The organism is Marinomonas vulgaris (genome assembly GCF_018145875.1).
GTDB classification, from domain to species: Bacteria; Pseudomonadota; Gammaproteobacteria; order Pseudomonadales; family Marinomonadaceae; genus Marinomonas; species Marinomonas vulgaris.
Window position 1 is genome coordinate 41635 of the sequence record NZ_JAGSSV010000001.1, and the last position, 26944, is coordinate 68578.

Sequence of the window (26944 nt, forward strand, 5' to 3'; positions counted from 1 at the left end):
GATTAGTTATCCTTGTTAATACGTTGCATCAGCTCATTAGTTAAATCGGCTTCTGCATCGGCAAACAAGCTTAACTGTCGATTTAGCACCAAATCCAATCCACGTTCTTCAATAAGCGCTTTCAATGCGGCTTCACCTTGCGGTGTAATAGACTGAATTAACGCTTGTTCTAATTCTTTGGCTTGACGCTGCATATTTGCCGCCATAGCGCGAATTTTATTTTGTTCTTCTGCCAACTGCTGACGACGCTTATTGAACTCTTCTTTAGATAAGGTGAGTTCATCTCGCTTTAAATCGTTAGCGGTGGCTTGCAACGCTTCCTGATCTTGCTTCAAGCGAGCATCCATAGCGGCAATTTTTTGTTTTGGCTCTTTGGCGGCTTCCTGTCCAATATCGCTGCCCAACAGGGCGGCTCTAAAATCAACAACAGCAACCTCTGTGGCTTGAACTTGAGAGATAAAGCAAAGAGTAAAAATAGCGGCGATGATTTTTTTCATAATAAATCCTATTTATATATTTTATTCAAAATTAAAACGTAGTACCCAACTGGAACTGGAAGAAGTCGGTACTGTCACCCTCTTGGTCATTTAATGGTCGAGCAAAGTTGAAGGATAACGGCGCGATCGGTGTGATCCATGTCCAACTTAGACCTATGCTGTAACGAATTTCTGACAAATCCACCCCTTCGTTACATTCAGTATTATCTACATAACAAACATCAGTAAAAACGTTACCGCCATCTAAGAAAAGCGCAGTCCTCACCGATTTATGGTCTTCAACCATGGGCAAAGGGAAGATAATTTCAGCGGTACCCGTCATTAATATGTTACCGCCTAGTGCTGACGTATCTTCGTCTTCATCGTCGTAGGAGTTCTGCGGTCCCAATGACGACGCACTGTAACCTCGAACCGAGTAAGAGCCGCCAGCGTAATAGTTCTCGAAGAAAGGTAAGGTGTCTGTGTCACCGTAACCATTACCATACCCCAAACGACCTTTCACATGGAACAACCACAGGTTGGACTGGTTCAGCGCCCAATACTTTTGTGAGGTCAAACCAACCTTGTAATACTGTTGATCACCTACAGGCGTCGCAACTTCCAAAGATGCCTTAGTAGAGTAACCGTCCGTAGGCAAGACACCACCGATCAAGTCGGTGTCGCTCCAAGTTAGGCTAGCGATAACGTCGTCAAAACTTTCACCATAGGTGTCGGTATAATATTCCGTTTCATTAGATGGTGTAGAACCAAGCTGAACCGTACTTTCTTTTACTGTTACGCCAAAAGTCAAGCGTTGCGTGTCTGAGATAGGGTAGCCATAGTTGAGCCCTACGCCAATCTCATCGAGTTGATAATCTTCAACATCGTCATCGGCATAATCACTGGTTTCATAAAACAGGCTGACCCCACGGCTCACACCATCTACGGTGAAATATGGGTTATCGTAAGAAATCGAATAATCTTGCTTTGACGAAGTGCGAGTCGCACTGAAAGACAGTTTATTGCCCGTTCCCATGAAGTTACGCTTGGAAATACCAAAGCCCAACACAGTACCATCTTCTTCTGAGAAACCAATGCTGGCTTGAATACTACCAGACGCCTGCTCTTGCACAACCACATCCAGATCCACTTGATCCGACGTGCCGGCAACCGGTCGAGTACGTAAATCGACACTACCAAAGAACCCTAAGCGCTCAATACGGCGTTTCGACGATTGGATTTTAGAGTGCGTTGCTAAAGCCCCTTCAAATTGCGTCATTTCGCGGCGCAACACCTCGTCTTGTGTCTCACTGTTACCACTAAAAGTAATGCGTCGTACGTGTACTTTTGGACCTGGTGCGATTTGATAACTCAAATTTACCCTGTGGTTATCCAGTTTCTCTGGGATCACGTTCACATTGGTGAACAAATAACCGTCGTCACCCAACTCTGCGGAAATATCCTCAATGATTTTCGTCACTTGGCTACGAGAGAAAACGTCGTCTTTTTTCTGAGAAATATGCTTCCATACTCGGTCTTCCGAAATGGGCAAGCTACCATTCAAGGCAATATCGTTCAGATAATATGGCTGGCCTTCTTCAACATTGATCACTATGTACACATCACGTTTGTCTGACGACAAACTCACCTGACTCGACACCACTTTAAAATCTAAGTAGCCCTTGTCCAAATAAATGCTTTTTAGTGTATTGATATCCCCTTCAATTTTCGCTTTGGCGTACTCATCCGCCGAACTGAAGGGGTTCCAAGAGCCGGTCTCGGCGGACTCAAAATCCTTGGTTAAAAACTCATCGTCGAAGTCTTTGTTGCCGACGATGTTAATATGAACAATTTTGGCGGTATCACCTTCGTCGATGTTGATCACAATGCCAGTACGGTTCCGCGGCATGTCTTCAACCGAAATACTCACTTTGGCACTGTATCGCCCCAAGGCGTAATACTGACGCTGAAGTTCTTGAACGATCTGATTGAGGGTTTCTGGCTTATAAATTTCACCTATTTCTAGCCCAGACAAGCGTAAGCCACGCTCTAAATCCTCCGTTTTAATTAGATCATTCCCTTCAATGGTTAAGTTACCAATCGAAGGGCGCTCCTCAACATCGAAGACCAAGACATCGTCTTCTTCATAAACGTCTATATCACTAAAGTAGCCGGTATTAAAAAGCGACGTAATGGCTTGATACACTTTACCTGAATCGTAAGACTCATCTTTATCGAAACCAATCACATCAAACGCTCGGCTGGATGGCATTTGTACTAAGCCATCAATGCGCACATCTTCTACGGTTTTGGCAACACCCTGCACGCTGATTAAAGCCAACAAAACTGCTGAAACGACTTTCACATATACCTCTCTACAAGCGGGCAATATCATTAAAAATGGCCACCGCCATTAAAGCAAATAAAACAGAAGCGCCCAGTCTGTAAGCCATGTTCTGGATTTTTTCAGACACGGGTTTACGACGAGCGGCTTCAATGCCAAAAAACAACAAATGCCCACCATCTAACATGGGGATAGGCAACAAATTAAGCACCCCTAAACTGACACTGAGGTAAGCCATGAAGGTTAAAAACGACTGCAATCCAGAATCTGCAGACGCACTTGCCACTTTTGCAATGGTGATTGGGCCAGACAAATTATCCACCGAAATCAAGCCTTGCAACATCTTCCCTATTGACGACACCGTTAATGAAATCATCTTAGACGTTTGAGCCATGCCATAAGAGAGGGATTCAATAGGGCCATAACGACGTTCACGAATCAGGCTTTCATCCCACTGAGGTGGCACAACCGCCAAACCAGCGTAGCCTATCGTTTGTCCATTTTGTTCCGCCGACTTGGGTGACAACACCAATTCAACTCGATTACCGGCGCGTAACACATCCACGAATAAAGCATTATTAGGATTAGCTTGAACCACGCTAACCACCTGACGCCACTGGTTAATCGATTGATCTTCGATCGCCAGAATCGTATCACCCGCTAAAAAGCCCGCTGTGGCTGCCGCGCCACCGTCTACCACCTGAGCAATAACGGGGGCTACTTGTGGCTGCCATGGCGCTAAACCGAAGGCTTGGATTAAATTGTTAGGCTCTTCACCCACCAACCATCGATCCAGACTTACCGTATCTTCTTGTAATGCACTCGAACCTTCAGGCTGGTAACGAACGATAATGGTTCCGGTTTTACCAATCAAGCCTGCCAACACTAAATTTACATCTTCCCACGAAGCAACGTCTTCCCCTGCCACCATGACCAGCTCGTCGCCGGACTGTAGCTGAGTCTGCGCTACAGGGCTATTCGCCGCGATTCCACCTACTTTTGGTGCCACTGTTTGGATACCCAATACTGCGACCAAGGCATAAATGGCGACCGCCAGAATAAAGTTAGCAATGGGGCCTGCTGCCACAATGGCGATACGTTGCCAAACGCTCTTCACGTTGAACGTCTGATTTTTTAGCTCTGGTGGAACATTGCCTTCACGCTCATCGAGCATGCGCACATAACCCCCTAGGGGAATCATTGCCAAGGTGTATTCGGTGCCGGTTTTCCCCACATAGCGATAAATGGGTTTACCAAAACCCACAGAGAAGCGTAAAACCTTCACACCACAGCGACGAGCCACAAAGAAGTGACCAAATTCGTGAAAAGTAATCAACAGCCCAAGAGCAACAACAATAGAAAGAATATTTTGTATCATGCAAAAAATCCACGAGAAATAATATCGAGTGCTAACTGGCGAGCCATGCTATCGGCTTCAAACACATCATCAAGCGAATGAACTTGAGTGACCGTAGCGGATGCTAAAACTTGTTCATTTAACCGAGCAATATCCAGAAAACCCATGCGCTCTTCCAAGAAAGCCGCCACAGCGATTTCATTGGTGGCGTTTAAAATTGCCATGGCCGTTCCTCCCATAAACCAAGCATCGGCCGCCAGTTTGAGATTAGGAAAACGAGTAATATCTGGGGCTTCAAAATTCAAACGCGCCACATCGATCAAACTCAATGGGGGCACCTGGGTTTCAATTCGCTCTGGCCAACTCATGCCATAAGCGATGGGGATTTTCATGTCTGGGTTGCCCATCTGCGCAATGACAGAACCATCACGGTAAGACACCATAGAATGAATAATACTCTCAGGATGAACAACCACGTCCACCTCATCGGGGGTGACATCAAATAACCAGCAGGCTTCGATAAGTTCCAAGCCCTTATTCATCAAAGAGGCGGAATCAATGGAAATCTTTTGCCCCATTGACCAGTTAGGATGTTTGCATGCCTGAGCCGGCGTCACTGCCTTCATTTCATCTAAACTGAACTCTCTAAAAGGGCCACCAGACGCGGTTAAAATAATTTTAGACACGTCTTGTTTGTGCGCGCCTAAAGCAGTCTGCGGTAGACTTTGATAAATGGCGTTATGCTCGCTGTCTATAGGCAGCAAAACCACCTTGTGCCGTGTGACTTCGTCCATAAAAAGCTTACCTGCGGTCACTAAGGACTCTTTGTTCGCCAACAGGGTACGCTTACCGGCTCGAATGCCCGCCAAGGTAGGTTTTAGGCCTGCAAAGCCCATAATCGCCGCCATTACCTGATCAACTGCGTTGTCGGCAGCAATGCTCTCAAGCGCTTCTTGCCCCCATTCAAACGATACGGACAAGTCAGAACACAGTCGAGCCAGCTCATCACGGGCTTGTTGCGACCCCATGACCACACGCTGAGGCTGAAAACGTCGACAAATATCGGCCATTTTCTCAACACTTTCATTAGCCGACGCACTGACCAAGGTAAACTTATCGGGATGCTGAGCAATAATATCGAGGGTACTTTGCCCAATCGAGCCAGTAGCGCCTAATAAACAAATCCCCTGCATCAAAGCCATCCTGTCATGCTAAGTAACAGCACATAGATAGGCGCCGCCGCAGTTAAGCTGTCAACACGATCCATCACACCGCCGTGCCCTGGAATCAAATGGCTGGAATCTTTGAGTTTTTCGTGACGCTTAAACAGACTTTCAGTCAAATCACCCAATACGGACACAAACGACGTCACCAGAGCAATCAACGCTAATACAAGCCAGCCAGAAAAAGCATAATCAGAACTGACAGCAAATATCATCACACCAACTTGTGTCAGTAAAACGCCACCAAATACGCCTTCCCACGATTTACCTGGGCTCACAGCAGGCGCTAATTTACGCTTACCAAAAGCACGGCCAGCAAAATACGCACCTGAATCCGCCCCCCAGATTAACCCCATTAATAGCAGCACCCAAACAACAAACTCGTCGGACTGTTTTAATACTACCAGTGCCGACCAAGTGGTGGTCAGAACCAAGATACCAAACAGCAGGCGACTAATGACTGGCTGCCAAGATAACTGAGCGGGATAACGCATCACCCAATACAGAGCAAGCCCCCACAAAATCGGACTGATATAAAGTGATGTTTTCGCCATGGCTGCGTTAAAAACAGCAAAGCACACCATACCAATCAGTGCCGCGTAAACCACACGCCCTAATTGATGCTTAACACCAGATAATCTCGCCCACTCCCAACCAGCGAGGCAAACGACCACCCCAATAGCTAAAATAAAATTCGACGCGTCTAAAACAAAAACAGCGTATATAAACAACACAGCCATTACGATGGCACTTAGAATACGAGGAAGTAACATGGTTATCGGCCACCATAACGTCGTTGACGATTTTGATAGGTTTCAATCGCGTCATCAAAATGTTGTTGATCAAAATCCGGCCATAACACCGGCAAAAAGACAAACTCAGAATACGCCGTTTGCCAAAGAAGAAAATTGCTAATACGCTCTTCACCAGAGGTACGAATTAAAAGATCTGGTGGTGGTAAATCCGCCAATTGCATGTGTTCACCCAGCAACGACTCGTCGATATCATCTGGGGATAAGTTTCCCAAAGACACCTGCTCAGCTAACGACTTGGCAGCGTGCGTGATGTCCCAGCGACCGCCATAGTTCGCCGCGATCACCAGGGTCATGTGATCATTATTTTGCGTCGCGTCTTCAACATTCTTAATTTGCGCTTGCAAACCTTGACTGAAACTCGACACATCGCCCATCACACGAAGACGAATTTTATACTTATTTAAGCGCTTCAACTCTTTTTTCAAGGACCTCATAAAAAGTGCCATCAAGCCATCTACTTCTAGCTTTGGGCGCTTCCAGTTCTCACTCGAAAAAGCGAATAGGGTCAATACTTTAACATTCGATTTGGCCGCCGCTTCAACAACACGACGCACAGCAGATGCGCCTGCGGTGTGACCAGCAATGCTAGGAAGGTGTTTTTTCTTTGCCCAACGATTATTTCCATCCATGATGATGGCCACATGCGAAGGCATAGCTGCTGAATTAATTTCAGCACCATCTATTCGAGACATAGCATTACCCTAGTCGATAAAAAAAGCGAGCCTAAGGCTCGCCTTGTTTATTAAATTTCCATCAAGTCTTTTTCTTTCGCTGCAAGACGTTCTTCTACTTGAGCGACGTACTTGTCAGTAATTTTTTGCACTTGATCTTGTCCACGACGATCGTCGTCTTCAGAAATCTCTTTCTCTTTCACTAGGTCTTTCAAGCTACCATTCGCGTCACGACGGATGTTACGGATCGCAATACGACCATTTTCCGCTTCGTTTTTCGCTTGCTTGAAGTAGTTTTTACGAGTTTCTTCCGTCAATGCAGGCATAGGAATTCGAATCAAGCTACCATTTGTCGCTGGGTTCAAACCCAAATCTGACTTCATAATGGCTTTTTCAATTTCAGGCACAAGATTATTTTCCCATGGGGAAATACCCAGTGTTCTTGCATCTTCCACAGTAATGTTGGCTACTTGGCTTAAAGGGGTTTCTGAACCATAGTAGTTTACTTTTACCGAATCAAGGATGCTTGGGTGAGCACGGCCTGTACGAATTTTTTTAAAGGCAGACTCAACTGAAGAAACCGCTTTGCCCATACGATCTTCAGCGTCTTTAAGAATTTCGTTAATCATCATTTCCTCACTTAATCAGTGTGCCTTCGTCACCACCTACCATGATATTAATCAAGGCACCTGGCTTGTTCATATTGAACACACGAATTGGCATAGAGTGATCACGGGTTAAACAAATTGCTGTTAAGTCCATGACCCCTAATTGTTTTTCAAGAACTTCATCGTAGCCCAATGTATCATATTTTACCGCTGCAGGGTCTTTCATTGGGTCAGCAGAGTATACACCATCTACTTTTGTGGCTTTCAATACAACGTCAGCATCAATCTCGATACCACGTAAACAAGCGGCAGAGTCAGTTGTAAAGAATGGGTTACCTGTACCAGCTGAAAAAATCAGCACATCACCTTCTTTCATCAAGCGCATCGCTCGACGACGGTCATAAGGCTCAACAATACCCGTCATGGTAATTGCAGACATAACACGTGTTGCAATATTGGCACGTTCTAGGGCATCACGCATCGCTAAGGCATTCATTACCGTTGCTAGCATCCCCATGTGGTCGCCAGTCACACGATCCATACCCGCTTGACTTAGCGCTTGACCGCGAAACAGATTGCCACCACCAATAACAATACCAACCTCAACACCAATACCACGCAATTGACCAATCTCAAGCGCTATGCGGTTCAACACTTTTGGGTCGATACCAAAGGACTCATCACCCATCAAGGCTTCGCCACTCAGCTTAAGCAAAATTCTTTTGTATTTTGGACTCTTCTCTTTTGGCATACCCACCTCCGGCAATGATTTGAATACTACAATCGTTGTAGGTCAAAATAACTGACCTTCATTAGCACATGTCTTTCATAAAAAGGGGCAGTCAAGCTGCCCCTTTTATTTTGCAAGACAACACCCGCTAGGATTAACCTTTAAGCTGTGCTGCTACTTCTGCTGCAAAGTCCACTTCTGCTACTTCAATGCCTTCACCTACTTCTAAGCGAATGAAAGAAGAAACAACAGCGCCAGCGTCTTTAACCAACTGGCCAACTTTGATTTCAGGATTCTTAACAAATGGCTGCTCAGTCAAGCTGTTTTCAGCCAAGAATTTCTTCATACGACCAACAATCATTTTATCAACGATTTCCGCTGGCTTGCCGGCCATATCTGGCTGCGCACGAACAATTTCTTCTTCTTTTGCAAGAACTTCAGCTGGCATATCTTCACCGCGTACAACGCGAGGAGCCACAGCAGCAACGTGCATAGAAACGTCTTTCGCCAATTCCGCAGAACCGCCTTCCAACTGAGTCAATACAGCGATCTGACCGTTACCGTGAAGGTAACCACCTACTAAACCGCCTTCAATGATAACAGCACGACGAGGTGTGATGTTTTCACCGATTTTTTGTACCAAAGCTTCACGTGCTTCAAGCATTTCGCCCGTGATTACTTTAGCCATATCTGTTTCTTTTGTAGCAAAAACTGCATCAGCAACTTTATTTGCAAAGGAAAGGAAACCTTGATCACGTGAAGCGAAGTCAGTTTCAGAGTTAACTTCAACCAAAACTCCGTAGGAAGCGTCGTCAGCAACGCGCATGATGATGGTGCCTTCAGCAGCCGTACGGCCCGCTTTTTTGGCAGCTTTCATGCCACTTGATTTGCGTAGTTCTTCAATCGCTACTTCAACATCAGCGTTAGCAGCAACGAGTGCTTTTTTACACTCCATCATGCCTAGACCTGTACGTTCACGTAGCTCTTTTACCAATGCTGCAGATACTGCGGCCATGTTAAATCCTCTTTATACCAATTCAAATTTAAAAAAGGAGGCAAGAAACCTCCCTTTAGAAACCAGAACAAACTAGATAGTTTGCTTATGCTTCAGTCGCTTCGTTTACTTCAACGAATTCGTCTGCTGTACCAGCTGTCGCGTTGCGACCTTCCAATACGGCATCAGCAAAAGCACCAACGTACAACTGAACCGCACGAATAGCGTCGTCGTTTGCTGGGATGATGTAATCAACACCATCTGGATTACTGTTAGTATCAACGATACCGATAACAGGAATACCCAACTTGTTTGCTTCTTTAATAGCGATACGTTCGTGATCTACGTCTACTACAAACAATACGTCTGGCAAGCCACCCATATCTTTAATACCACCCATAGAAAGCTCAAGCTTTTCAAGCTCACGAGTACGCATCAAAGCTTCTTTCTTAGTTAGCTTATCAAAAGTACCATCGGCCATTTGACCTTCTAGTTCACGAAGACGTTTGATAGAAGTACGAATGGTTTTGTAGTTAGTCAACATACCACCTAACCAGCGATGGTTAACGTATGGCATAGAAGAGCGAGCTGCTTGCTCTTTGATTGTTTTAGATGCGGCACGCTTAGTACCAACAAACAATACCTTGTTTTTGTTCTCAGCCATTTTTTTAACAAGCTCAAGGGCATTGTTAAGTGCTGGAACAGTGTGCTCAAGGTTAATGATGTGGATCTTGTTACGAGCGCCAAAAATGAATGGCTTCATTTTTGGGTTCCAGTAACGAGTTTGGTGACCGAAGTGTGATCCAACCAATAATAGGTCGCGCATAGAAACTGTAGGCATTTTACTATCCTTTATTTGGGTTATTTAAGCTTACCAGCTAAAAGCATCAGTCAAACAAGGTTTAAGGCAACCTAAGACACCCAAGATACTTTTATTTGTTGCGGCAAGATCGTTGATTTAAGTAATTTAGCTTTAAGTGAGCTCAAGCCCAATAAGCTGGCGTTTTATATCACATTCCGCCCTAAACCAAAAGACTTGACGATATTTTTACACTCCATTCTAGCGGCGTTTTTTTCATTGAGGGAGGCGATTCTACCGTCTAAGTCATGTAGAATATTGCGCAACTGACTCTCATTGTAGAAACAAACTATTTAAAGACACGTTAATTATGAGCAACGAAACCTTACAGAAAATCAACGAACTTACTAAAGATGGGCGCCTTGATGTGCCAAGCTGGACACCACGCCCGGCGGCTACTCGTTTCAACGATATTAGCGATATTGAAGGTATGCGCACGGCAGGCAAACTGGCCGCCGATGTTTTAGTGATGCTAGAAGAATACGTTGTCCCTGGCGTGACCACGGAACAACTCGACATCATAGCGCACAACTACATTGTCGGCGTGCAAGGCGCAATTCCTGCACCGCTTAATTACCACGGTTTTCCAAAGTCTTGCTGCACGTCGGTTAACGACGTTATTTGTCATGGCATTCCAAACGACAAAGCGTTGAAGAAAGGCGATACCGTCAACATCGACATCACCATCATCAAAGATGGATATTACGGCGATACCAGCCGAATGTTTTTTGCCGGCCCCGTCCTTCCTCATGCAGAGCGCTTAGCTAAAGTCACCCAAGAATGTCTGTATTTAGCCATTGATATGGTAAAACCAGGCACACGTCTTGGCGACATTGGTGCGGCGATCGCAGCCCATGCTCACAAAAATCATTGCTCTGTTGTAGAAGAGTATTGCGGACATGGCGTGGGAACAACCTTCCACGGCGAACCACAAGTTGCCCATTACGGCAAAGCCGGTACTGGCGTTATGTTAGAGGAAGGCATGACACTCACGATCGAACCCATGATCAATGCGGGCAAAAAACAAGTGAAACATTCAGGTCTAGATAACTGGATCGCCAAAACTAAAGATGGTCGATTATCTGCGCAATATGAGCATACTTTGCTGGTTACTGCCGATGGGGTGGAAGTATTAACTCGCCGCCCAGAAGAAACGCGCTTCTCATAAAGAAGCGCCTAAACCATTAACTTAATAACATCGTATTTAACAAGACCTAAACACCACAAACTCTTCGAGGCTTTTGTATGGACTTCCCTGCTTTTCCAGACGCTCCGCCATTACTGACACAGGAAGAAAAAAACGAGCTAGCACAACCGACCTGCTCAATTGCTCGCTACAAAGCCGTTATTGAAGAAAAAACAGACCTTTACAATGACCTATTTCATTCCCTTTATCCGATTGAAAAGCTGGTCAAAGGGCTGTCTTCTTTTTTCGATGAAATCATGCAAGCGGCCTGGACCGCAAAAGCGCTAGACAAAGAAGAGTATGTGAGCCTTGTTGCTGTAGGAGGTTATGGCCGCGGAGAGTTACACCCGAAATCCGACATTGACTTACTCATTCTGATTGAAAACGAAGCGTCAGCGCCGAAGAGCAAACTGGAAGCCTTCATTACCTTTTTATGGGACATCAACCTTGATGTGGGTCACAGCGTGCGTTCAATCGATGAGTGCACAGAGATGGCCGAAAAAGACATTACCGTCATCACCAACCTCATCGAATCCCGCACTTTAATTGGCCCAACAGATTTATTAGAAACCCTGAAACTGCACGTTGATATCACGCAGATGTGGGATGGCCATTCTTTTTATAAAGCCAAAGTCGCTGAACAAAAGCAACGCCATGCCAAATACCAAAACACCGCTTACAATCTTGAACCCAATTTAAAAGAGTGCCCCGGCGGATTAAGAGACATGCAAGTCATCGACTGGGTAGCAAAGCGCCATTTGCATACCAACCGACTTAGCGCCTTAATCGACAAAGAGTTTTTATCTGAAGACGAATATATTCAATTAAAAGGCGCTGTCAGTCATTTGTGGCGCGTACGTTGGGCGTTGCACATGGTGGCTGGTCGCAAAGAAGACCGCTTACTGTTTGATCATCAACGCACCCTTACAAAGCTATTTGGTTTCGATGATGACGACTTAAAGCGCAATGTTGAACGCTTTATGCAAGGCTATTATCAAAGCGTAGCCGCTATTCAACAGTTAAACGACTTGCTGCTGCAACATTTTGAAGAATCCTTCCTCAGTAAAGATGCCATTGAATCCGTTGAAGTACTCAACGACCATTTCCAAATATCTAATGGTCAATTAGAAGCCCGCTCGGAAACCCTGTTTCAAGATGATCCTTCCAGCATGTTGGAAATCTATGTACTGTACGGCGCTCATGAACACATTAAAGGCATTCGTGCCAATACCATGCGCCAACTGCGTGATAATCTCGACCTGATCGATGACGACTATCGTAGCAATAAACGCAATACTGATTTGTTCCTAGACATTATCGCCAGTCGCTATCGCTTAACAAGCATTTTACGCTCCATGAAACACCTTGGCTTGCTTGGTCGATATCTGCCAGAATTTGGCGCCATCATAGGTCAAATGCAACACGACTTATTCCACATCTACACGGTCGATGCGCATACCTTGCAACTGGTCGAAAATCTGCGCCGCCTTTGGTTACCAGAGTTTAAACAAAAATTCCCTATATCCGGCCAAGCTATTCGCCATGTACCGAAAGTCGAGCTGCTCTATATTGCTGGTTTGTACCACGATATCGCCAAAGGCCGCGGTGGCGATCACTCGGAACTGGGCTGCGTCGATGCACAAGCATTTTGTGAACGCCATGGTCTACCTAAGCGGGATACGGATTTAGTGGTTTGGCTAGTCAGAAATCATTTATTTATGTCAGTCACAGCGCAGCGTAAAGACATCTCTGACCCAGAAGTCATCTGGGAATTTGCCAGCTATGTGAAAGACCAAGAACATCTAGATTACCTGTTTATCTTGACTGTCGCTGACATCAACGCCACTAACCCAACCATGTGGAATAGCTGGCGTGCATCACTCATGCGCCAGCTTTATCTTGAAACAAAACGTGCCTTGCGTCGCGGCTTAGACTTCCCTATTGATGCTGACATGATCAGCGACGAACACAAACAACGCGCTTTAGAAATCATGATAGAGCGCAACGTGGACATTACAGAAGCAGAGAGCATCTGGAGCACCATCGAAGAAGAGTACTTCATTCGTTCCAATGGCGATGAAATTGCTTGGAACACAGAGGCGATTTTACGTCACCGGCCAAGCGACAAACCTCTTATTGCCATCACTCCTCTAGGCGGTCGTAATTTTTCTGGTGCCAGCAAAATATTCATCTATACCTTGATCAGCAAACACTTGTTTGCGGTGACTGCGGCCACGTTTGAACAGCTCGGCTTAACCATCTTAGACGCCAAGATAAGCCACACGACTAATCATTACAGCCTAGACAGCTTCGTTGTCATGGACAGTAACGACAACGACACCATTTTGCACCTCGATAAAGAGCGCATCACGCTCATTCGTAAAACCTTAATGGAACAGCTTGAGACGCCGTCTTTGTACGAAAGTGTTGTACAACGCCATACACCACGGATTTTAAAAATATTCAACTCTCCTTCGACGGCGCATTTCGTTAGTCAAGCAGAGGAAGTGTGGTCAGCACTGGAGATCACCGCTCCCGATCGATTAGGGTTACTGGCACTGATCGGTCAATTCTTTATGAATCACAACATTATGCTGCACAAGGCGAAAATCGCCACACTAGGCGAGCGCGTAGAAGACACTTTTTACATCACTGATGAAAATGGTGATCTGATTACAGACCCAGAACGCATGGATAATATTTGCACCCTTTTAAAAGAGAAAATAGACCGTTTTTCTCAAGCGATGGACTAAACAACATGAATCCTTTAATACAATCTTTGCACCCATACCCCTTCCAAAAGCTTGCAGAGCTCATCGAAGGATTAACCCCTAACCCTGAAAAACCGCTGATCAAGCTCACTATTGGTGAGCCTCAGCACGAGGCGCCAGCCGTTGTTCTAGAAGTGCTTAGCAAGAGTTTGCAGGGTGTTAGCAAATACCCAAGCACCAAGGGCGAATTGCCGTTACGCAGCGCCATCAGCGAGTGGGCAAAACGTCGCTTTTCTCTTGATAGCCTAAGTCCAGATACACAAATATTACCCGTTTCTGGAACACGAGAAGCCTTATTCGCCATCACACAAACGCTTGTAGGCGAGAAAAACGATGCTTTGGTCATCAGTCCGAATCCTTTTTATCAGATCTACGAAGGCGCTGGTATTTTGGCTGGCGCCGAGCTGCATTTTTTACCTTGCGGCTCAGAAACAGAATACAAAGTGAATTACTCACAAGTAGACGACGCGACTTGGGCACGCTGTGAAGTGTTGTTTGTGTGTTCGCCGAACAACCCAAGCGGTACCATTACCACGCTTGAGGAATACGCGTATCTTATCGACAAAGCCAATACCTTTAACTTTACGATTGTGGCCGACGAATGTTATTCGGAAATTTACTTTGGCGATGATGCGCCTCTTGGCTTATTGGAAGCGTGCCAGAAATTAGGCAACACAGATTACAAACACTGCCTTATTTTTCAATCGCTTTCCAAGCGCTCTAATTTACCAGGTCTACGCTCTGGTTTTGTGGCAGGTGATGCCAACATTCTCAAACCTTTTTTGCTATACCGCACCTATCAGGGTTGCGCCATGCCAATACATCATCAAGACGCTTCGGTTGCGGCTTGGAACGACGAAGCCCACGTAATGAAAAACCGCGAGATTTACACGCGCAAATTTGATTCCGTGCTGGAGATTCTATCGCCGGTTATGCCCATCAAAAAGCCAGAAGCGGGCTTTTATTTGTGGCCTGAACTGAGCATGTCGGACGAAGCATTTTGTACCGCACTGTACCAAGAAGAATCTGTTTTGGTATTACCTGGCAGTTATTTAGGCCGCGATGTAAACGGCCGTAATCCTGGTAGCCATCATGTACGCATGGCGTTAGTTGCGGAAGAATCCGAGTGTGTCGAAGCGGCCAAAAGAATACGTGACTTTATACGTCGTCGATAAATGTACCCTAACCACCCATTTTCATTAATAACAGATAACTTTTTAGTTAATAAAGATAACTCTTAGTTGGAGAAAGCACATGAGTAACCTTTTCGCGTTCGGTCTTGGCATCGGCACACAAAACAAAGAAGGCAACTGGTTAGAAGTCTTCTACTCAATGCCAAGCCTAGGCGCAGAAAAAAGCACCCTAGACGCGCTATTGGAAAGCACCAATTACGAAGGTGGCAACAGCACACTGGTTTTAGATGAGAGCGATTTAAATCGTTTGCACATGAACCTATTAAAAGCAGGCAACATCGAACAGGCTGAATTGGCATCGCGCCTAAAAGCATCTCGACAGCCAGTTATTTTATGTGTATTGGCGACCGACGAAGCCCCAAGCAACCCAGCCGAAGTCTACTTAAAACTTCAACTTATCTCTCATCGTTTGGTAAAACCTCACACGACGGTACTTGATGGCATGTTTGGTTTGCTGATCAACACCGCGTGGACCAACGAAGGCCCTATCGATGTACGTGAACTGGCCGATCGTCAGCTAAGCGCTCGTATGGAAGGCCGCACCATTGAAGTATTCAGCGTCGATAAATTCCCTAAAATGCTGAATTTCATTGTGCCTGCAGGCATTCGTGTGGGTGACGCCGCTCGTGTTCGCTTGGGTGCCCACCTTGCAGAAGGCACCACCGTCATGCATGAAGGTTTTGTGAACTTTAATGCCGGAACCCTTGGCAACAGCATGGTTGAAGGTCGTATCTCTGCCGGTGTTGTCGTCGGCAATGGCTCCGATTTAGGCGGCGGCTGCTCAACCATGGGCACCTTATCAGGTGGCGGTAACATTGTGATCGCCGTAGGTGAAAAATGCTTAATTGGCGCGAACGCAGGTATCGGTATCGGCCTTGGTGATCGCTGCATCGTTGAATCCGGTCTGTACATTACAGCTGGCTCCAAAGTGGCTGTACTAGACGAAAACAACCAAGTGGTTTCAACTGTGAAAGCACGTGAATTGTCCGGCCAGTCTGATTTGTTGTTCCGCCGCAATTCCGCCACTGGCGCCATTGAGTGCAAAACCAACAAAACGGCGATCGAATTAAACGAAGCCTTGCACTCTCATAACTAATGGCAAAGGCTAATCATAATTAACTTGTCATTACGCCATGTCATCCTTCTTGATGTGGCGTTTGAGGGAGCAAGATATGATCAAAATATATGGCATAAAAAGCTGTGACACCATGAAAAAAGCGTTCCGTTGGCTCGATGAGCACAAGATTGAATACGTTTTTCACGACTACAAAAAACAGGACTTGGAAGAATCAACCGCAAGCGCTTGGGTAGAGGCTCTAGGGTGGGAAAACGTCATCAACAAACGCGGTACAACCTGGCGCAAGTTAGACGACGAAACAAAAAATTCCATGGACGCCAAACAAGCCGTTCAAGTCATGCTGGCTCAAACGTCCATTATTAAGCGACCTTTGATTGTCGCGGGTGAAACCAAACTACTTGGTTTCAACCCAGATGAATACACTGAACACTTACTTTAATACTGCTAGCTTTAATATTTTTTTAGCGAGGTAGTGGTGTGTAGATAGTCGGTCTGTCAACGCGTCTTATTTGTGGTGCAACAGGCGTTACACTAGGCGTGTATCCGCCAGTTGTCACATCGGATTGAATCACCGGCAAAAAGTACGATTCTTGAATAACCGGCTCAGAAAACAAGCTGCATCCAGTTAAAAGCAAACCTAAAAAAACACCAACGCCTAATTTCATAACCCCACCTTTATATTAATCTCCTGTTATAGTAACGGAGTTTTTCATAAGGTAGCGAAAACTAACATAAAGGTAAAGAATGTCTGATTTATCTCCAACTCTCGACCTCGCCATTGACCTAATGTCTCGCCCTTCTATAACACCAGAAGATGCAGGCTGCCAAGACGTTATGATAGAGCGACTTAAAAACATTGGTTTTGAAGTTGAACTCATGCCGTTTGGCGAGGTGAAAAATTTTTACGCCAAACGCGGCCATTCAGGCCCAAATCTCTGCTTTGCCGGTCACACTGACGTCGTACCAACTGGCCCTGAAAGCGAATGGACAGTCCCCCCTTTCTCTCCTGAGATCATCGATGGCATTTTATATGGCCGTGGCGCAGCAGACATGAAAGGAAGCCTAGCGGCCATGGTGACGGCGGTTGAAGCCTTTGTTGCTGAACACCCTGATCACGACGGTCAAATCTCGTTTCTTATCACCAGCGACGAGGAAGGCCCTTTTGTCGATGGCACAACCCGTGTCGTAGACGCACTCATGGCTCGTAATGAAAAAGTTGATTGGTGTATTGTTGGTGAACCATCTAGCACTAAAACACTGGGTGACATCATTAAAAACGGTCGTCGAGGTTCGTTTAGTGGCGATTTAACGGTATACGGAAAGCAAGGACATGTTGCTTATCCTCACCTAGCGCAAAACCCTATTCATCTCGCCGCCCCTGCTCTGGATGAAATGGCTAATGCTCACTGGGACAACGGCAACGACTTTTTTCCGCCAACCAGCTTTCAAATATCCAACATTCACGCGGGAACAGGGGCAACCAATGTGGTGCCAGGCCAGCTAAATGCACAATTCAACTTCCGTTTTTCTTCCGAACTGGATTTTGACGCCTTAAAAGTTCGCGTCATCGAGATTTTAGAAAAGCACAATTTACGCTACGACATCGAATGGACGTACAACGGCCTGCCCTTTTTAACACGCCCTGGCGAGTTGGTGGACGCCATTGTCGATGCGATACAAGATACTGTGGATATCACCCCTGAATTATCCACATCAGGCGGCACCTCGGATGGGCGTTTTATTGCAAAAATGGGCACCCAAGTGGTGGAACTTGGTCCAATCAACGCCACCATCCATCAGGTGAACGAACACGTTGACGCTGAAAGTCTAAATCAATTGTCCTCGATTTATACACGTATTCTAAAAAACCTATTTGCCAACAACCAATAGAAAGATGAGCAGGCTCAATATCGCAGGTTTACCATGAGAAACGCCATTCACAAACTGGCCATGAAAATGGGCAACAACCCACGAGCCGCTTTGGTCAAAATGATTCAAGGCGGGCTGGTGTTTGTGTTTGGTGTGCTCATTCTGATGGTCGCAGATCGCGTTTTGCTTGAGTCGCTACAACAAGAAATTTTGGCACTCTTTGGGTTAATTCTTGCAGGCTTAGGTGTGATATGGACATTTGTGGGCTACTTGTCCATGAGCGTGTTGCGAATTTACCACATGATTAAAAAGAAGGATTAGCGCAATGCAACAAACAGACATCGAAATTTATGTATTGTCGTGCCCCACAGAAAACATTGTCGCTTGGCTAGCCAAGGCATTTACTTTAGTAGATACCAGCCAGCCCTCGTCGCTCTGTACCAAGCTCACGGTGTTATTAAACAATGCTAACATTGAAGTCACTATTTTAGAGCAAGCCGCTGGCAAGCGATTTACCTCAATCTGGTTTGACTCAGATAAGACGCCATGGAAAGACGATATGGCTTGTGCAAAACAGGCGTTTGATGCACTACAGTGCGAAGTTCGCTGTAACTTCCAAGGATGGGAAGAAGAAGGCGATCAAGACCCAGACCAATGGTGGCGAATCAATAGCCACGGCGAAGGGCCTTTTATTTGGACTTAACCGTTACCTCTGTCTTTCATTCACAGCAGGTCGACATACAATCATTCAAGAGACATTTTATATGAACATTACACTCCTTAAAGGCAAGCTTCACATGGCCAGCGTAACGCAAGCCGAGCTTTGGTACGACGGCTCATGTGCCATAGATAAAGACCTTGTGGAACTGGCAGGATTTAGAGAATTTGAACAAATCGATATTTACAACGTCGACAACGGCGAGCGTTTTCACACCTACGTTATTTTAGCCGAAGCCGGATCTGGTACCATTTCTATGAATGGCGCTGCCGCCCGTAAAGTACAAGTTGGCGACCGAGTAATTATCGCAGCCTACGGACAAATGGACGAAAAAGACGCGGATCAATTTGCTCCTAAACTGGTGTATTTAAACAAAGACAACAGTGTCGAGCGCACCACCAACACCATTCCTGTGCAAAAAGATTAACTCACCGTTCCCTAGAGCAGTCTATTTTCATACTAACTGAACGCAAAAAGCCCCTTCTGCTAACCAAAGCAGAAGGGGCTTTTTAATGCTTAAATCGTAATTTACAGATTAAGCTAAAGCCGCCAGTGCAGCTTCATAATTTGGCTCATCAGCGGTTTCTGCCACCTGCTCTGTGTAAATCACTTTGCCTGCTTCATCAAGAATCACCACTGCACGAGACAATAAGCCTTGCAGAGGACCATTCGCAAAAGCAAGGCCGTAATCATCACCGAAAGTCGAACGGAAGCTTGAGCCTGTATCAAGGTTATCAATGCCTTCAGCGCCACAAAACCGTGCAGCTGCAAAAGGCAAATCAGCAGACACACAGATCACATTGACGCCTTTATGCGCTGCAGCCGACTCGTTAAACTTACGGACAGAAGTTGCACAGGTTGGCGTATCTACTGAGGGAAAGATATTCAGCACTAATTTACTGCCACTGTAATCAGCCAATGTCGCTACAGACAAATCGGTTTTAACCAGCTCAAAATCGGGTGCAGCAGACCCAACGACAGGCAAACTGCCAACAGTGTCAAATGGGTTGCCTTTCAAGGTAACAGTTGTCATAAAAACCTCTAAAATAATAAATTTACGGCAGAGAGATTAGCCGCGAATGATGGATACGTTCTCAGCTTGCTTGCCTTTCTCGCCTTCAGTGACGTAAAAACGCACCAATTGACCTTCTACCAAAAAGCGACGTCCACGGCCGCGAATAGCGCGATAATGTACAAAAACATCGTCGCCATTTTCCATTGTCAAAAAGCCAAAACCTTTTGATGAGTTAAACCATTTAACCGTACCTTGTTCACGGTCGTCGTTTTCATCTTCCTCTTCGTCTTCTTGGTCATCATGGCTGTGACTTTGCGGCGAAGTAGCAACGGCGGATGAACGAACTTGGCTGACCATGGCGCCAACATATACAGACACCAGCACAAAACCAAAATACACAAGAAAATTTGTGCCAACTGACTCCCCTAAAACACCTGCAATAAGAAGGGGGACAACCAAAGCAATAACAAGACTGACAATAAAGGTGCGTAACGAAAATAAACCGGAACCAACAGAAGCCCCATTAACATTATCCTGATGATCATTCATAACAGTATTTCTCTTATTAAATTAAATATTAAAGTGAAGCGAAGCCATTTTTAAATTAGTAGACTTCGTGTAAGTACAAAAGATGAATAAATGAATTTTACTAAATTCTTTCTGAAATCAGCATGTGAAGCTAAAGAAGATAGTAGTAAGATACCCATCTTCTTTATGAGAGCAATTTTCACGCCACTCTTACACAGTAAAGACACTGTAATGAGTGTCCTTATTTGCCTACAATTACTCATAAAATATGAATTTAGCTCGCTTAGGTTAACACACAGAAGGCATCTATGAACACCTCACAAACAGACCAACGTATTGACGAATTAGAGATTAAATTGCAATTCCAAGAAGACACAATTGACAGCTTAAATCAGGTCCTTATTCGTCAGCAAAAGGACATGCTTTTAATGCAAGAAAAGTTGCTATTGTTAGGCAAGCAACTAGAATCTTATCGCCAACAACAGCCGATTCAAGACGGTGACCGTCCGCCGCATTATTAATGGCTTAAGTCTTAACTAACCACCGCGTCTAAAGACTTTAAAACATAAATATCAAAGCGACCAGATTTACCCTCCAGCTGATATGTCGGTTCTTGATCATTTAAAAAAGGCGCGCCTTTTGGTCGCTTCACCACCACACGATACTCGGCTAAAGACAAAGCGTAGGATAATAAGCCATCGGCATCCTCATCTTTTCCTACTAGATCACGAAAAAACGCCATCTCTTTCTTGGCGGCAGCAGAACCTTTGTCGGTATGTGGATACATAGGATCTAAGTACACCACATCAAACAATTCACTGCCTTCTATGCCCGTTATATCGGTTTCTAACAGGGTCATTTTCGACACGATACCAGACACCTCGTGATGCAATGACCCGCGATATAAACCATCTTTAAGCATGGCGCGCACAAATCCTACCCGCTCACACAGAGCAAGGGTACAGCCCAAACACGCCAACACAAAGGCATCTCGACCCAGCCCGGCAGTGGCGTCTAATACTGATAATTGGCTGCGTTTGTTAAGTCCAACGGCTTTGGCGATATCTTGGCCTTTTCCTCCACCAAAGCGGCGTCTGTGATCAACAGCCCCTGACGTAAAATCCACGAAAACAGGCTTTGGCGCTCCTTTGCCAGTTTTCGCCACAGCGACACCTTGCGATGTATTCAGCAGCAGATAGTCGTACTTCGACACCAATTTAATAGGGCCTCGCAAGAACACATAATCCAACTGTAAGCTTTGGGCTAACTTACGAGAATCCGCCTCTAAAAAACCATCCTCTGTCGCAACCGCAATCGAACTAAGCAACACTACTCTCTCCTGAAGAAACGAAAAAGCTCCCTATAAAGGAGCTTTTTCAGCAATAACATGAAAACACATTGCCATTAGATGTAAACAATACACAGTAAAATAGAGCCTAATATCAGCCTATAAACAAAGAATGGAAAAAAGCCAATCTTATTGAGCCATTTTAGAAACAGATAAATACACAGGTACGCACTGATCGCCGAAAGCACTACCCCCATAAAAATACCAACCCAGTCAACGACCAGGTTTGATGCCACCAGCTCCACCGACTTTAATCCACCCGCCGCAAGAATAAGCGGGATGGACAACAAGAAAGAAAACTTTGCAGCACTTTCACGGGTGAAGCCTAATGTGCGAGCTGCTGTCATAGTAATACCAGAACGGGATGTGCCGGGGATCAACGCCAATGCCTGTGCAAAACCAATAAAAAGCACACTTTTGATACCAAACTCAGCCTCTGACTTATCAGATGCACCAAAACGGTCAGATAACCACAACAGGACACCAAACCCGATGGTGGCATAAGCAATGACTTCTAAAGAGCGCAAATGCTCACTGATAAAGTCATCAAACAACACACCAGCAACACCTGCAGGCAAGGTCGCCAAACAAATCCACCAGCCTAAACGACTGTCGGATGTGGATTGACGCGACACAAGCGAGGCAAACCAGGCCACTATGATTTGTATAATGTCTTTTCTAAAATACCCGACAATGGCAATCAAGGTTCCCACATGCACCGCCACATCAAAAGCCAGCCCTTGATCTGGCCAATGCAGCAGTTGCGCAGGAAGAATAAGATGGGCAGAACTGGAAATCGGAAGAAACTCGGTCAATCCTTGAATCACCGACAAGAAAACTATGTGATACCACAACATGTGTTTAGCGCTTTCCTATGCGAGGGGCTTGTTTTTCCCAGCTAATTTCATCTCTTAAGTAAGTAGGAATCGCCTCATAAGACGAAACTGTCTGTCCTTTTTCAAGAGCAATCGCGGCGATTTCAGCAACGCAGGCGGCGCGAGGAGCGAGTTCCGTTAACACTTGTTGTGGGGGCTCAGGCAGCAAGGCACTTAGTACCTCTTCGTAACACCAACCCGATCCAACGCCATTAAAAGGGGTAGTAAACGCCGACAAAGCACCCGGTTTCACCACACATTCATCCACAACAGAGGTGATTTCATAGCGGCCATTGCCTTTATCCACATGATAACCGCCTAAATAAATCTCCCCCATTCGAGCATCTAATGCCGCTAGCCAATGAGCTTGACCGGTTTTTTGAAAGCCTTCTAACGCCAACGCTTCAAGAGTCGACACAGGAATAACCGGTAAATCCGCACCAAAAGCAAGCCCTTGTACCACGCCTGCACTGATTCTTAAACCAGTGAAAGAACCAGGGCCACGACCAAAGGCAATAGCGTCCACGTCGGACAGGGTAAGTCCAGCTTGCGCTAAAATCTGATCCACCATAGGCAAGATCAAATCGTTGTGAAGGCGAGGCGCCATGCGGAAATCTTCCAACACCACGCCATCTATATTCAACGCCACCGAACAGGCTGGCGTTGAGGTATCCAATGCTAAAATAACCGCCATGAACTACTTAAGCCTTTAAAGATGCCAATAGACTTTGTTTGATTTCGTTTAAATCGCCCACGCCGTTCACAGAAACGAATTTCGGCGCCGTTGCACTGTCTGCTTTCAACCAGTCTTGATAGTAACCAATCAAGGGAGCCGTTTGGTCATGGTACACACTCAAGCGCAAACGTACCGTTTCTTCGGTGTCATCGGCGCGCTGTACCAAGTCTTCGCCCGTTACATCATCTTTACCTTCCACTTTTGGCGGATTATAGACAAGGTGATAAGTACGGCCTGATGCTTCATGGACACGACGACCGCTCATACGCTGAACAATTTCTTCGTCTGCAACGCTGATTTCCACAACGAAATCAATGTCTACACCCGCATCTTTTAAAGCGTCCGCCTGAGGAATGGTACGAGGAAAACCATCAAACAAAGCGCCCTTTACGCAATCTTCTTGGGTCAAGCGCTCTTTTACTAAGCCAATAATAATGTCATCCGACACCAACTGACCGGCATCCATTACTTCTTTGGCTTTTAAGCCCATTTCACTGCCAGCTTTAACCGCTGCGCGCAACATATCCCCTGTAGAAATCTGAGGAATGCCAAACTCTTCCATAATAAATTGAGCTTGCGTTCCTTTACCAGCGCCTGGCGCACCTAATAATATTACCCGCATAATGAGTCTCCAAAAGACAGCGTTAAATGAATGAGCAAGGTTGACTGACACAGCAAATCAGCAACGTACAATAAGCACGATAGCAGGGTGCACAGATCGACCAATTGCAAACTTAAAATTGAATGGTCGCCAAGCATACCCAAGCCGTCATACTTTTTGCAAATTTACCTGCTCTTTTTTATTATTTTACTGTTCTATTTGAGCGTTTTTTGATCACACTCGTTGCAATCAGGCATTAGCCTGTGTTTTGCATGCCACTTGAAATACCCGCCATGGTGATCATCAAGGCTTTGTTCACCTCTGGGTTATCGGCGTCTTTACGGCTGCGGTACAAAAGCTCTGCTTGTAAATAGTGCAAAGGGTCTATGTATGGGTTACGCACATCAATAGATTGTCGTATGGTTTTGTTGTCTTCAATGAGACGATCTTGCTGTTTTAGCAGTTTCACCAACTCACTAACTTGTTTGAGTTTACTGCGCAACAAGCGTCCTAAGCCTTGTAAATCCTCACTGACCAAACGCTTTTCATAATACTCAGCAATTTCCGGTTCAGCTTTTGCTAATACCATGTCGAGCATGTCTAAATACGAACCAAAAAACGGCCACTCTTTGTGCATTTCTCGAAGCTTTTCAAGATTACCCGACTCCACACCTTGCTCAAGGGCGTTCTCAGCCCCCAACCAAGCGGGCAACATAAGACGAATCTGCATCCAAGCAAAAATCCAGGGAATCGCACGCAAACTTTCTACACCGCCATCCGAACGACGACGAGCGGGCCTTGAGCCGAGTGGCAACTTGGCCAATTCTTGTTCTGGTGTCGTGGCTCTAAAATATGGTACAAAATCTTCATGACCACGTACAATTGAACGATATTGATTCATCGCCACTTCTGCCATTTCGTCCATAATGGCACGCCATTCTTCTTTAGGCGGCTCATCAGGAATCAAGGTGGCTTCCATCACCGCCGAACAATATAACTCTAAAGAGCGTACAGCAATGTCTGGGATACCGAATTTAAAGCGAATCATTTCACCTTGTTCAGTTACTCGGATGGAGCCATTGACTGACCCTGGAGGTTGGGACAATATCGCCACGTGAGCAGGACCACCACCGCGACCCACAGTCCCACCTCGACCATGAAACAAGGTTAAATGAATACCATGTTTTTGACACAAACGCGTTAAAGCTTCTTGAGCTCGATATTGCCCCCATGTCGCGGCAATTTGCCCCGCATCTTTGGCCGAGTCCGAATAGCCAATCATCACTTCTTGGCGACCATCAATGTAAGATTTATACCAAGGAATAGAGAACAGCTGCTCGATAATGGGCTCAGCGTTGTCTAAATCCGCGAGGGTCTCAAACAAGGGCACGATTCTCATAGGGAAACTCACCCCAGACTCTTTCAGCATTAGCGCAACCGCCAAAACATCAGACGGCGCGCTGGCCATGGAAATCACATAAGAGCCAAAAGAGTTTTTCTGGCCTTGTGCGATCATCGCAAAGGTATCCAGCACTTCTCTCACTTCATCCGTCGGTGACCAATCCAATGGCAATAAGGGCCGCTTTGAATTCAGTTCGGTCAGTAAAAAGGCCTGACGCGACGCTTCGTCCCACTCGGCATAATCCCCCAAACCATAAAAGCGAGTAATGGCGGACAAGGCATCAATATGTCGAGACGCATCTTGGCGCACATCCAAGCGAACCAAGGTACTGCCGAAAGTAGCGGCACAACGAATCAAATCCAACAAAGAACCGTTGGCAATCACTTTCATGCCGCAGTCCATTAAAGATTGATAGCACAAGGTCAAATCGTCTTTTAATTCTTGAATAGATAAAAAAATCGGTTCGTCAGAAACAGGCTTGCCCGCCAAACTGTTTCTTGCCCAATTTTTAGTGGCGAGCATTTTGTTTTCGAGGTGTCTCAACACTTCCCGATAGGGCTGGGTGCTGTCACCAACACGTTTACGCAACGCCTCGTTGCACTGGGTCATGGAAAACTCAGCGCGCAGCACACTCAAGTCTTTAATGTATAAATCCGCCGCCATCCAACGAGCTAACAAGGTCACTTCACGTGTTACCTTGTGGGTAACATTGGGATTGCCATCGCGATCGCCGCCCATCCAGGTAGCAAAATGAATTGGCGCTAAATCCAGTGGTAAACGCTCTTCTTCGGTGTACTCGCTAAATTGTTCGTCCAATTGACGAAAGAACCGTGGTACCGCTTGCCAAAGTGACTGTTCAATCACAGCAAAGCCCCATTTGGCCTCGTCGACCGGCGTTGGTCGCTGATCACGAATCTCGTCGGTGTGCCATGCTTGGGTAATGATTTCTTTCAAACGACGAACGTGTTTGGTTTCTTCTAAGGGAAGAATATTGTCTTTATCTAGGGCTTCTAATTCATTGGAAATGTTGTCGTACTTGCGAATTAAAGAGCGTCGCACAACTTCTGTTGGGTGCGCCGTCAATACCAGCTCAATCGACTGAGATTGCAAGGACGCCAGCATTTGTTCGGCACTAAATTGACGTTTATCGAGTCGTGCTAATAAATCACCCACTGGGTTATGATAAACCCCTAAACTTTCATTGGTACGGCGACGATGGACTCTGTGGTATTGTTCAGCAATATTAGAAAGGTTAAGAAACTGATTAAACGCCCTAGCAACGGGGACAATTTCTTTATCGTCTAAGGCTTCTAATGCGGCAATTAAAGATGCAGGATCGCCAGATTGGCGCCCATCTTTGGAAAGTAATCGGATGTTTTCTACTTTTTCGAGAAATTCTTTTCCTAAATGGTTACTCATGCTCTCGCCAAGACAGTCTCCCAGCAACCTAACATTTTCACGTAATGACGCTTGTCGATCACTCACTTCACCCTCCTCATATTACTGATGGCACGTTATGACGCGCTTTTATTATTTGTCATGCAACC

At 45.7% G+C, this 26944-nt stretch carries 28 protein-coding genes; 10 read left to right on the forward strand and 18 right to left on the reverse strand.

All coding sequences use genetic code 11. From position 1 onward, the window contains the following. Nucleotides 1-2: 2 nt before the first annotated feature. From J9B83_RS00190 to rpsB, 10 genes are all read right to left on the reverse strand, one after another. Nucleotides 3-497, reverse strand: a complete 495-nt coding sequence (locus J9B83_RS00190; RefSeq protein WP_211534653.1) for an OmpH family outer membrane protein — start codon at nucleotides 495-497, stop codon at nucleotides 3-5. A 31-nt stretch (nucleotides 498-528) separates the two neighbouring features. After that, on the reverse strand, nucleotides 529-2841 hold the full coding sequence (gene bamA, locus J9B83_RS00195; RefSeq protein WP_328797678.1) for an outer membrane protein assembly factor BamA: 2313 nt from the start codon (nucleotides 2839-2841) through the stop codon (nucleotides 529-531). 10 nt (nucleotides 2842-2851) lie between these two features. After that, the gene (gene rseP / locus J9B83_RS00200; protein WP_211534655.1) at nucleotides 2852-4198 is read right to left on the reverse strand and encodes an RIP metalloprotease RseP; all 1347 of its coding nucleotides are present in this window, start codon (nucleotides 4196-4198) and stop codon (nucleotides 2852-2854) included. After that, on the reverse strand, nucleotides 4195-5370 hold the full coding sequence (gene ispC, locus J9B83_RS00205) for a 1-deoxy-D-xylulose-5-phosphate reductoisomerase (protein WP_211534656.1): 1176 nt from the start codon (nucleotides 5368-5370) through the stop codon (nucleotides 4195-4197). Before ispC ends, rseP begins: the two co-directional genes overlap by 4 nt. Further along, on the reverse strand, nucleotides 5370-6173 hold the full coding sequence (locus J9B83_RS00210; RefSeq protein ID WP_211534657.1) for a phosphatidate cytidylyltransferase: 804 nt from the start codon (nucleotides 6171-6173) through the stop codon (nucleotides 5370-5372). The genes ispC and J9B83_RS00210 overlap by 1 nt, the downstream gene beginning before the upstream one ends. A gap of 2 nt (nucleotides 6174-6175) precedes the next feature. Then, entirely contained in the window at nucleotides 6176-6907 is a 732-nt protein-coding gene (gene uppS, locus J9B83_RS00215; RefSeq protein ID WP_211534658.1) for a polyprenyl diphosphate synthase, read from the reverse strand. Nucleotides 6908-6957: 50 nt separating this feature from the next. Continuing rightward, a complete protein-coding gene (gene frr, locus J9B83_RS00220) occupies nucleotides 6958-7515 on the reverse strand; it encodes a ribosome recycling factor (protein ID WP_211535105.1) in 558 nt (185 codons plus the stop codon). A gap of 7 nt (nucleotides 7516-7522) precedes the next feature. After that, nucleotides 7523-8245 (reverse strand): UMP kinase, encoded by a 723-nt coding sequence (gene pyrH / locus J9B83_RS00225; protein WP_211534659.1) that lies wholly within the window; start codon nucleotides 8243-8245, stop codon nucleotides 7523-7525. Nucleotides 8246-8378: 133 nt separating this feature from the next. Next, nucleotides 8379-9239: a translation elongation factor Ts gene (gene tsf / locus J9B83_RS00230; RefSeq protein ID WP_211534660.1), complete on the reverse strand. Its 861-nt coding sequence runs from the start codon at nucleotides 9237-9239 to the stop codon at nucleotides 8379-8381. 85 nt (nucleotides 9240-9324) lie between these two features. Continuing rightward, entirely contained in the window at nucleotides 9325-10059 is a 735-nt protein-coding gene (gene rpsB / locus J9B83_RS00235; protein WP_211534661.1) for a 30S ribosomal protein S2, read from the reverse strand. A 328-nt stretch (nucleotides 10060-10387) separates the two neighbouring features. Here rpsB and map point away from each other — a divergent pair, with 328 nt between their 5' ends. From map to J9B83_RS00260, 5 genes are all read left to right on the forward strand, one after another. After that, a complete protein-coding gene (gene map / locus J9B83_RS00240) occupies nucleotides 10388-11245 on the forward strand; it encodes a type I methionyl aminopeptidase (protein WP_211534662.1) in 858 nt (285 codons plus the stop codon). Nucleotides 11246-11322: 77 nt separating this feature from the next. Then, nucleotides 11323-14016, forward strand: a complete 2694-nt coding sequence (gene glnD, locus J9B83_RS00245; protein WP_211534663.1) for a [protein-PII] uridylyltransferase — start codon at nucleotides 11323-11325, stop codon at nucleotides 14014-14016. A 5-nt stretch (nucleotides 14017-14021) separates the two neighbouring features. Beyond that, complete coding sequence (gene dapC, locus J9B83_RS00250; protein WP_211534664.1) at nucleotides 14022-15209, forward strand: succinyldiaminopimelate transaminase; 1188 nt, start codon at nucleotides 14022-14024, stop codon at nucleotides 15207-15209. A gap of 79 nt (nucleotides 15210-15288) precedes the next feature. Next, complete coding sequence (gene dapD / locus J9B83_RS00255) at nucleotides 15289-16323, forward strand: 2,3,4,5-tetrahydropyridine-2,6-dicarboxylate N-succinyltransferase (protein ID WP_211534665.1); 1035 nt, start codon at nucleotides 15289-15291, stop codon at nucleotides 16321-16323. A 76-nt stretch (nucleotides 16324-16399) separates the two neighbouring features. Further along, nucleotides 16400-16744: an ArsC family reductase gene (locus tag J9B83_RS00260; protein ID WP_211534666.1), complete on the forward strand. Its 345-nt coding sequence runs from the start codon at nucleotides 16400-16402 to the stop codon at nucleotides 16742-16744. Nucleotides 16745-16766: 22 nt separating this feature from the next. On the opposite strand, the gene J9B83_RS00265 is transcribed toward J9B83_RS00260, so the two are convergent. Then, nucleotides 16767-16970, reverse strand: coding sequence for a hypothetical protein (locus J9B83_RS00265; protein WP_211534667.1), 204 nt, complete (start codon nucleotides 16968-16970; stop codon nucleotides 16767-16769). Between the two features lie 79 nt (nucleotides 16971-17049). Here J9B83_RS00265 and dapE point away from each other — a divergent pair, with 79 nt between their 5' ends. The 4 genes from dapE (at nucleotide 17050) to panD (ending at nucleotide 19319) form a co-directional block, all read left to right on the forward strand. After that, a complete protein-coding gene (gene dapE / locus J9B83_RS00270) occupies nucleotides 17050-18195 on the forward strand; it encodes a succinyl-diaminopimelate desuccinylase (protein ID WP_211534668.1) in 1146 nt (381 codons plus the stop codon). 33 nt (nucleotides 18196-18228) lie between these two features. Next, a complete protein-coding gene (locus J9B83_RS00275) occupies nucleotides 18229-18495 on the forward strand; it encodes a hypothetical protein (protein WP_211534669.1) in 267 nt (88 codons plus the stop codon). Between the two features lie 4 nt (nucleotides 18496-18499). Further along, nucleotides 18500-18877: a hypothetical protein gene (locus J9B83_RS00280; protein WP_211534670.1), complete on the forward strand. Its 378-nt coding sequence runs from the start codon at nucleotides 18500-18502 to the stop codon at nucleotides 18875-18877. A gap of 61 nt (nucleotides 18878-18938) precedes the next feature. Beyond that, nucleotides 18939-19319, forward strand: coding sequence for an aspartate 1-decarboxylase (gene panD / locus J9B83_RS00285; RefSeq protein ID WP_211534671.1), 381 nt, complete (start codon nucleotides 18939-18941; stop codon nucleotides 19317-19319). 108 nt (nucleotides 19320-19427) lie between these two features. Here panD and tpx read toward each other — a convergent pair whose 3' ends face one another. Together tpx and J9B83_RS15970 are read right to left on the reverse strand one after the other, a co-directional pair. Then, nucleotides 19428-19925 (reverse strand): thiol peroxidase, encoded by a 498-nt coding sequence (gene tpx / locus J9B83_RS00290; protein ID WP_211534672.1) that lies wholly within the window; start codon nucleotides 19923-19925, stop codon nucleotides 19428-19430. A gap of 36 nt (nucleotides 19926-19961) precedes the next feature. Next, nucleotides 19962-20456, reverse strand: a complete 495-nt coding sequence (locus J9B83_RS15970) for a cold-shock protein (RefSeq protein WP_328797679.1) — start codon at nucleotides 20454-20456, stop codon at nucleotides 19962-19964. Nucleotides 20457-20743: 287 nt separating this feature from the next. On the opposite strand from J9B83_RS15970, the gene J9B83_RS00300 reads away from it, so the two are divergent. Continuing rightward, nucleotides 20744-20956, forward strand: coding sequence for a SlyX family protein (locus tag J9B83_RS00300; protein ID WP_211534673.1), 213 nt, complete (start codon nucleotides 20744-20746; stop codon nucleotides 20954-20956). 11 nt (nucleotides 20957-20967) lie between these two features. Here the strand turns inward: J9B83_RS00300 and J9B83_RS00305 are convergent, their stop codons facing one another. The 5 genes from J9B83_RS00305 to ppc form a co-directional block, all read right to left on the reverse strand. Next, on the reverse strand, nucleotides 20968-21762 hold the full coding sequence (locus J9B83_RS00305; protein WP_211535107.1) for a class I SAM-dependent methyltransferase: 795 nt from the start codon (nucleotides 21760-21762) through the stop codon (nucleotides 20968-20970). 77 nt (nucleotides 21763-21839) lie between these two features. Further along, on the reverse strand, nucleotides 21840-22640 hold the full coding sequence (locus J9B83_RS00310) for an undecaprenyl-diphosphate phosphatase (protein ID WP_211534674.1): 801 nt from the start codon (nucleotides 22638-22640) through the stop codon (nucleotides 21840-21842). 4 nt (nucleotides 22641-22644) lie between these two features. Beyond that, the gene (tsaB, locus tag J9B83_RS00315; RefSeq protein ID WP_211534675.1) at nucleotides 22645-23352 is read right to left on the reverse strand and encodes a tRNA (adenosine(37)-N6)-threonylcarbamoyltransferase complex dimerization subunit type 1 TsaB; all 708 of its coding nucleotides are present in this window, start codon (nucleotides 23350-23352) and stop codon (nucleotides 22645-22647) included. Nucleotides 23353-23359: 7 nt separating this feature from the next. Continuing rightward, nucleotides 23360-24016 (reverse strand): adenylate kinase, encoded by a 657-nt coding sequence (gene adk / locus J9B83_RS00320; RefSeq protein WP_211534676.1) that lies wholly within the window; start codon nucleotides 24014-24016, stop codon nucleotides 23360-23362. Nucleotides 24017-24251: 235 nt separating this feature from the next. Further along, on the reverse strand, nucleotides 24252-26882 hold the full coding sequence (gene ppc / locus J9B83_RS00325) for a phosphoenolpyruvate carboxylase (RefSeq protein ID WP_211534677.1): 2631 nt from the start codon (nucleotides 26880-26882) through the stop codon (nucleotides 24252-24254). Nucleotides 26883-26944 lie beyond the last annotated feature (62 nt).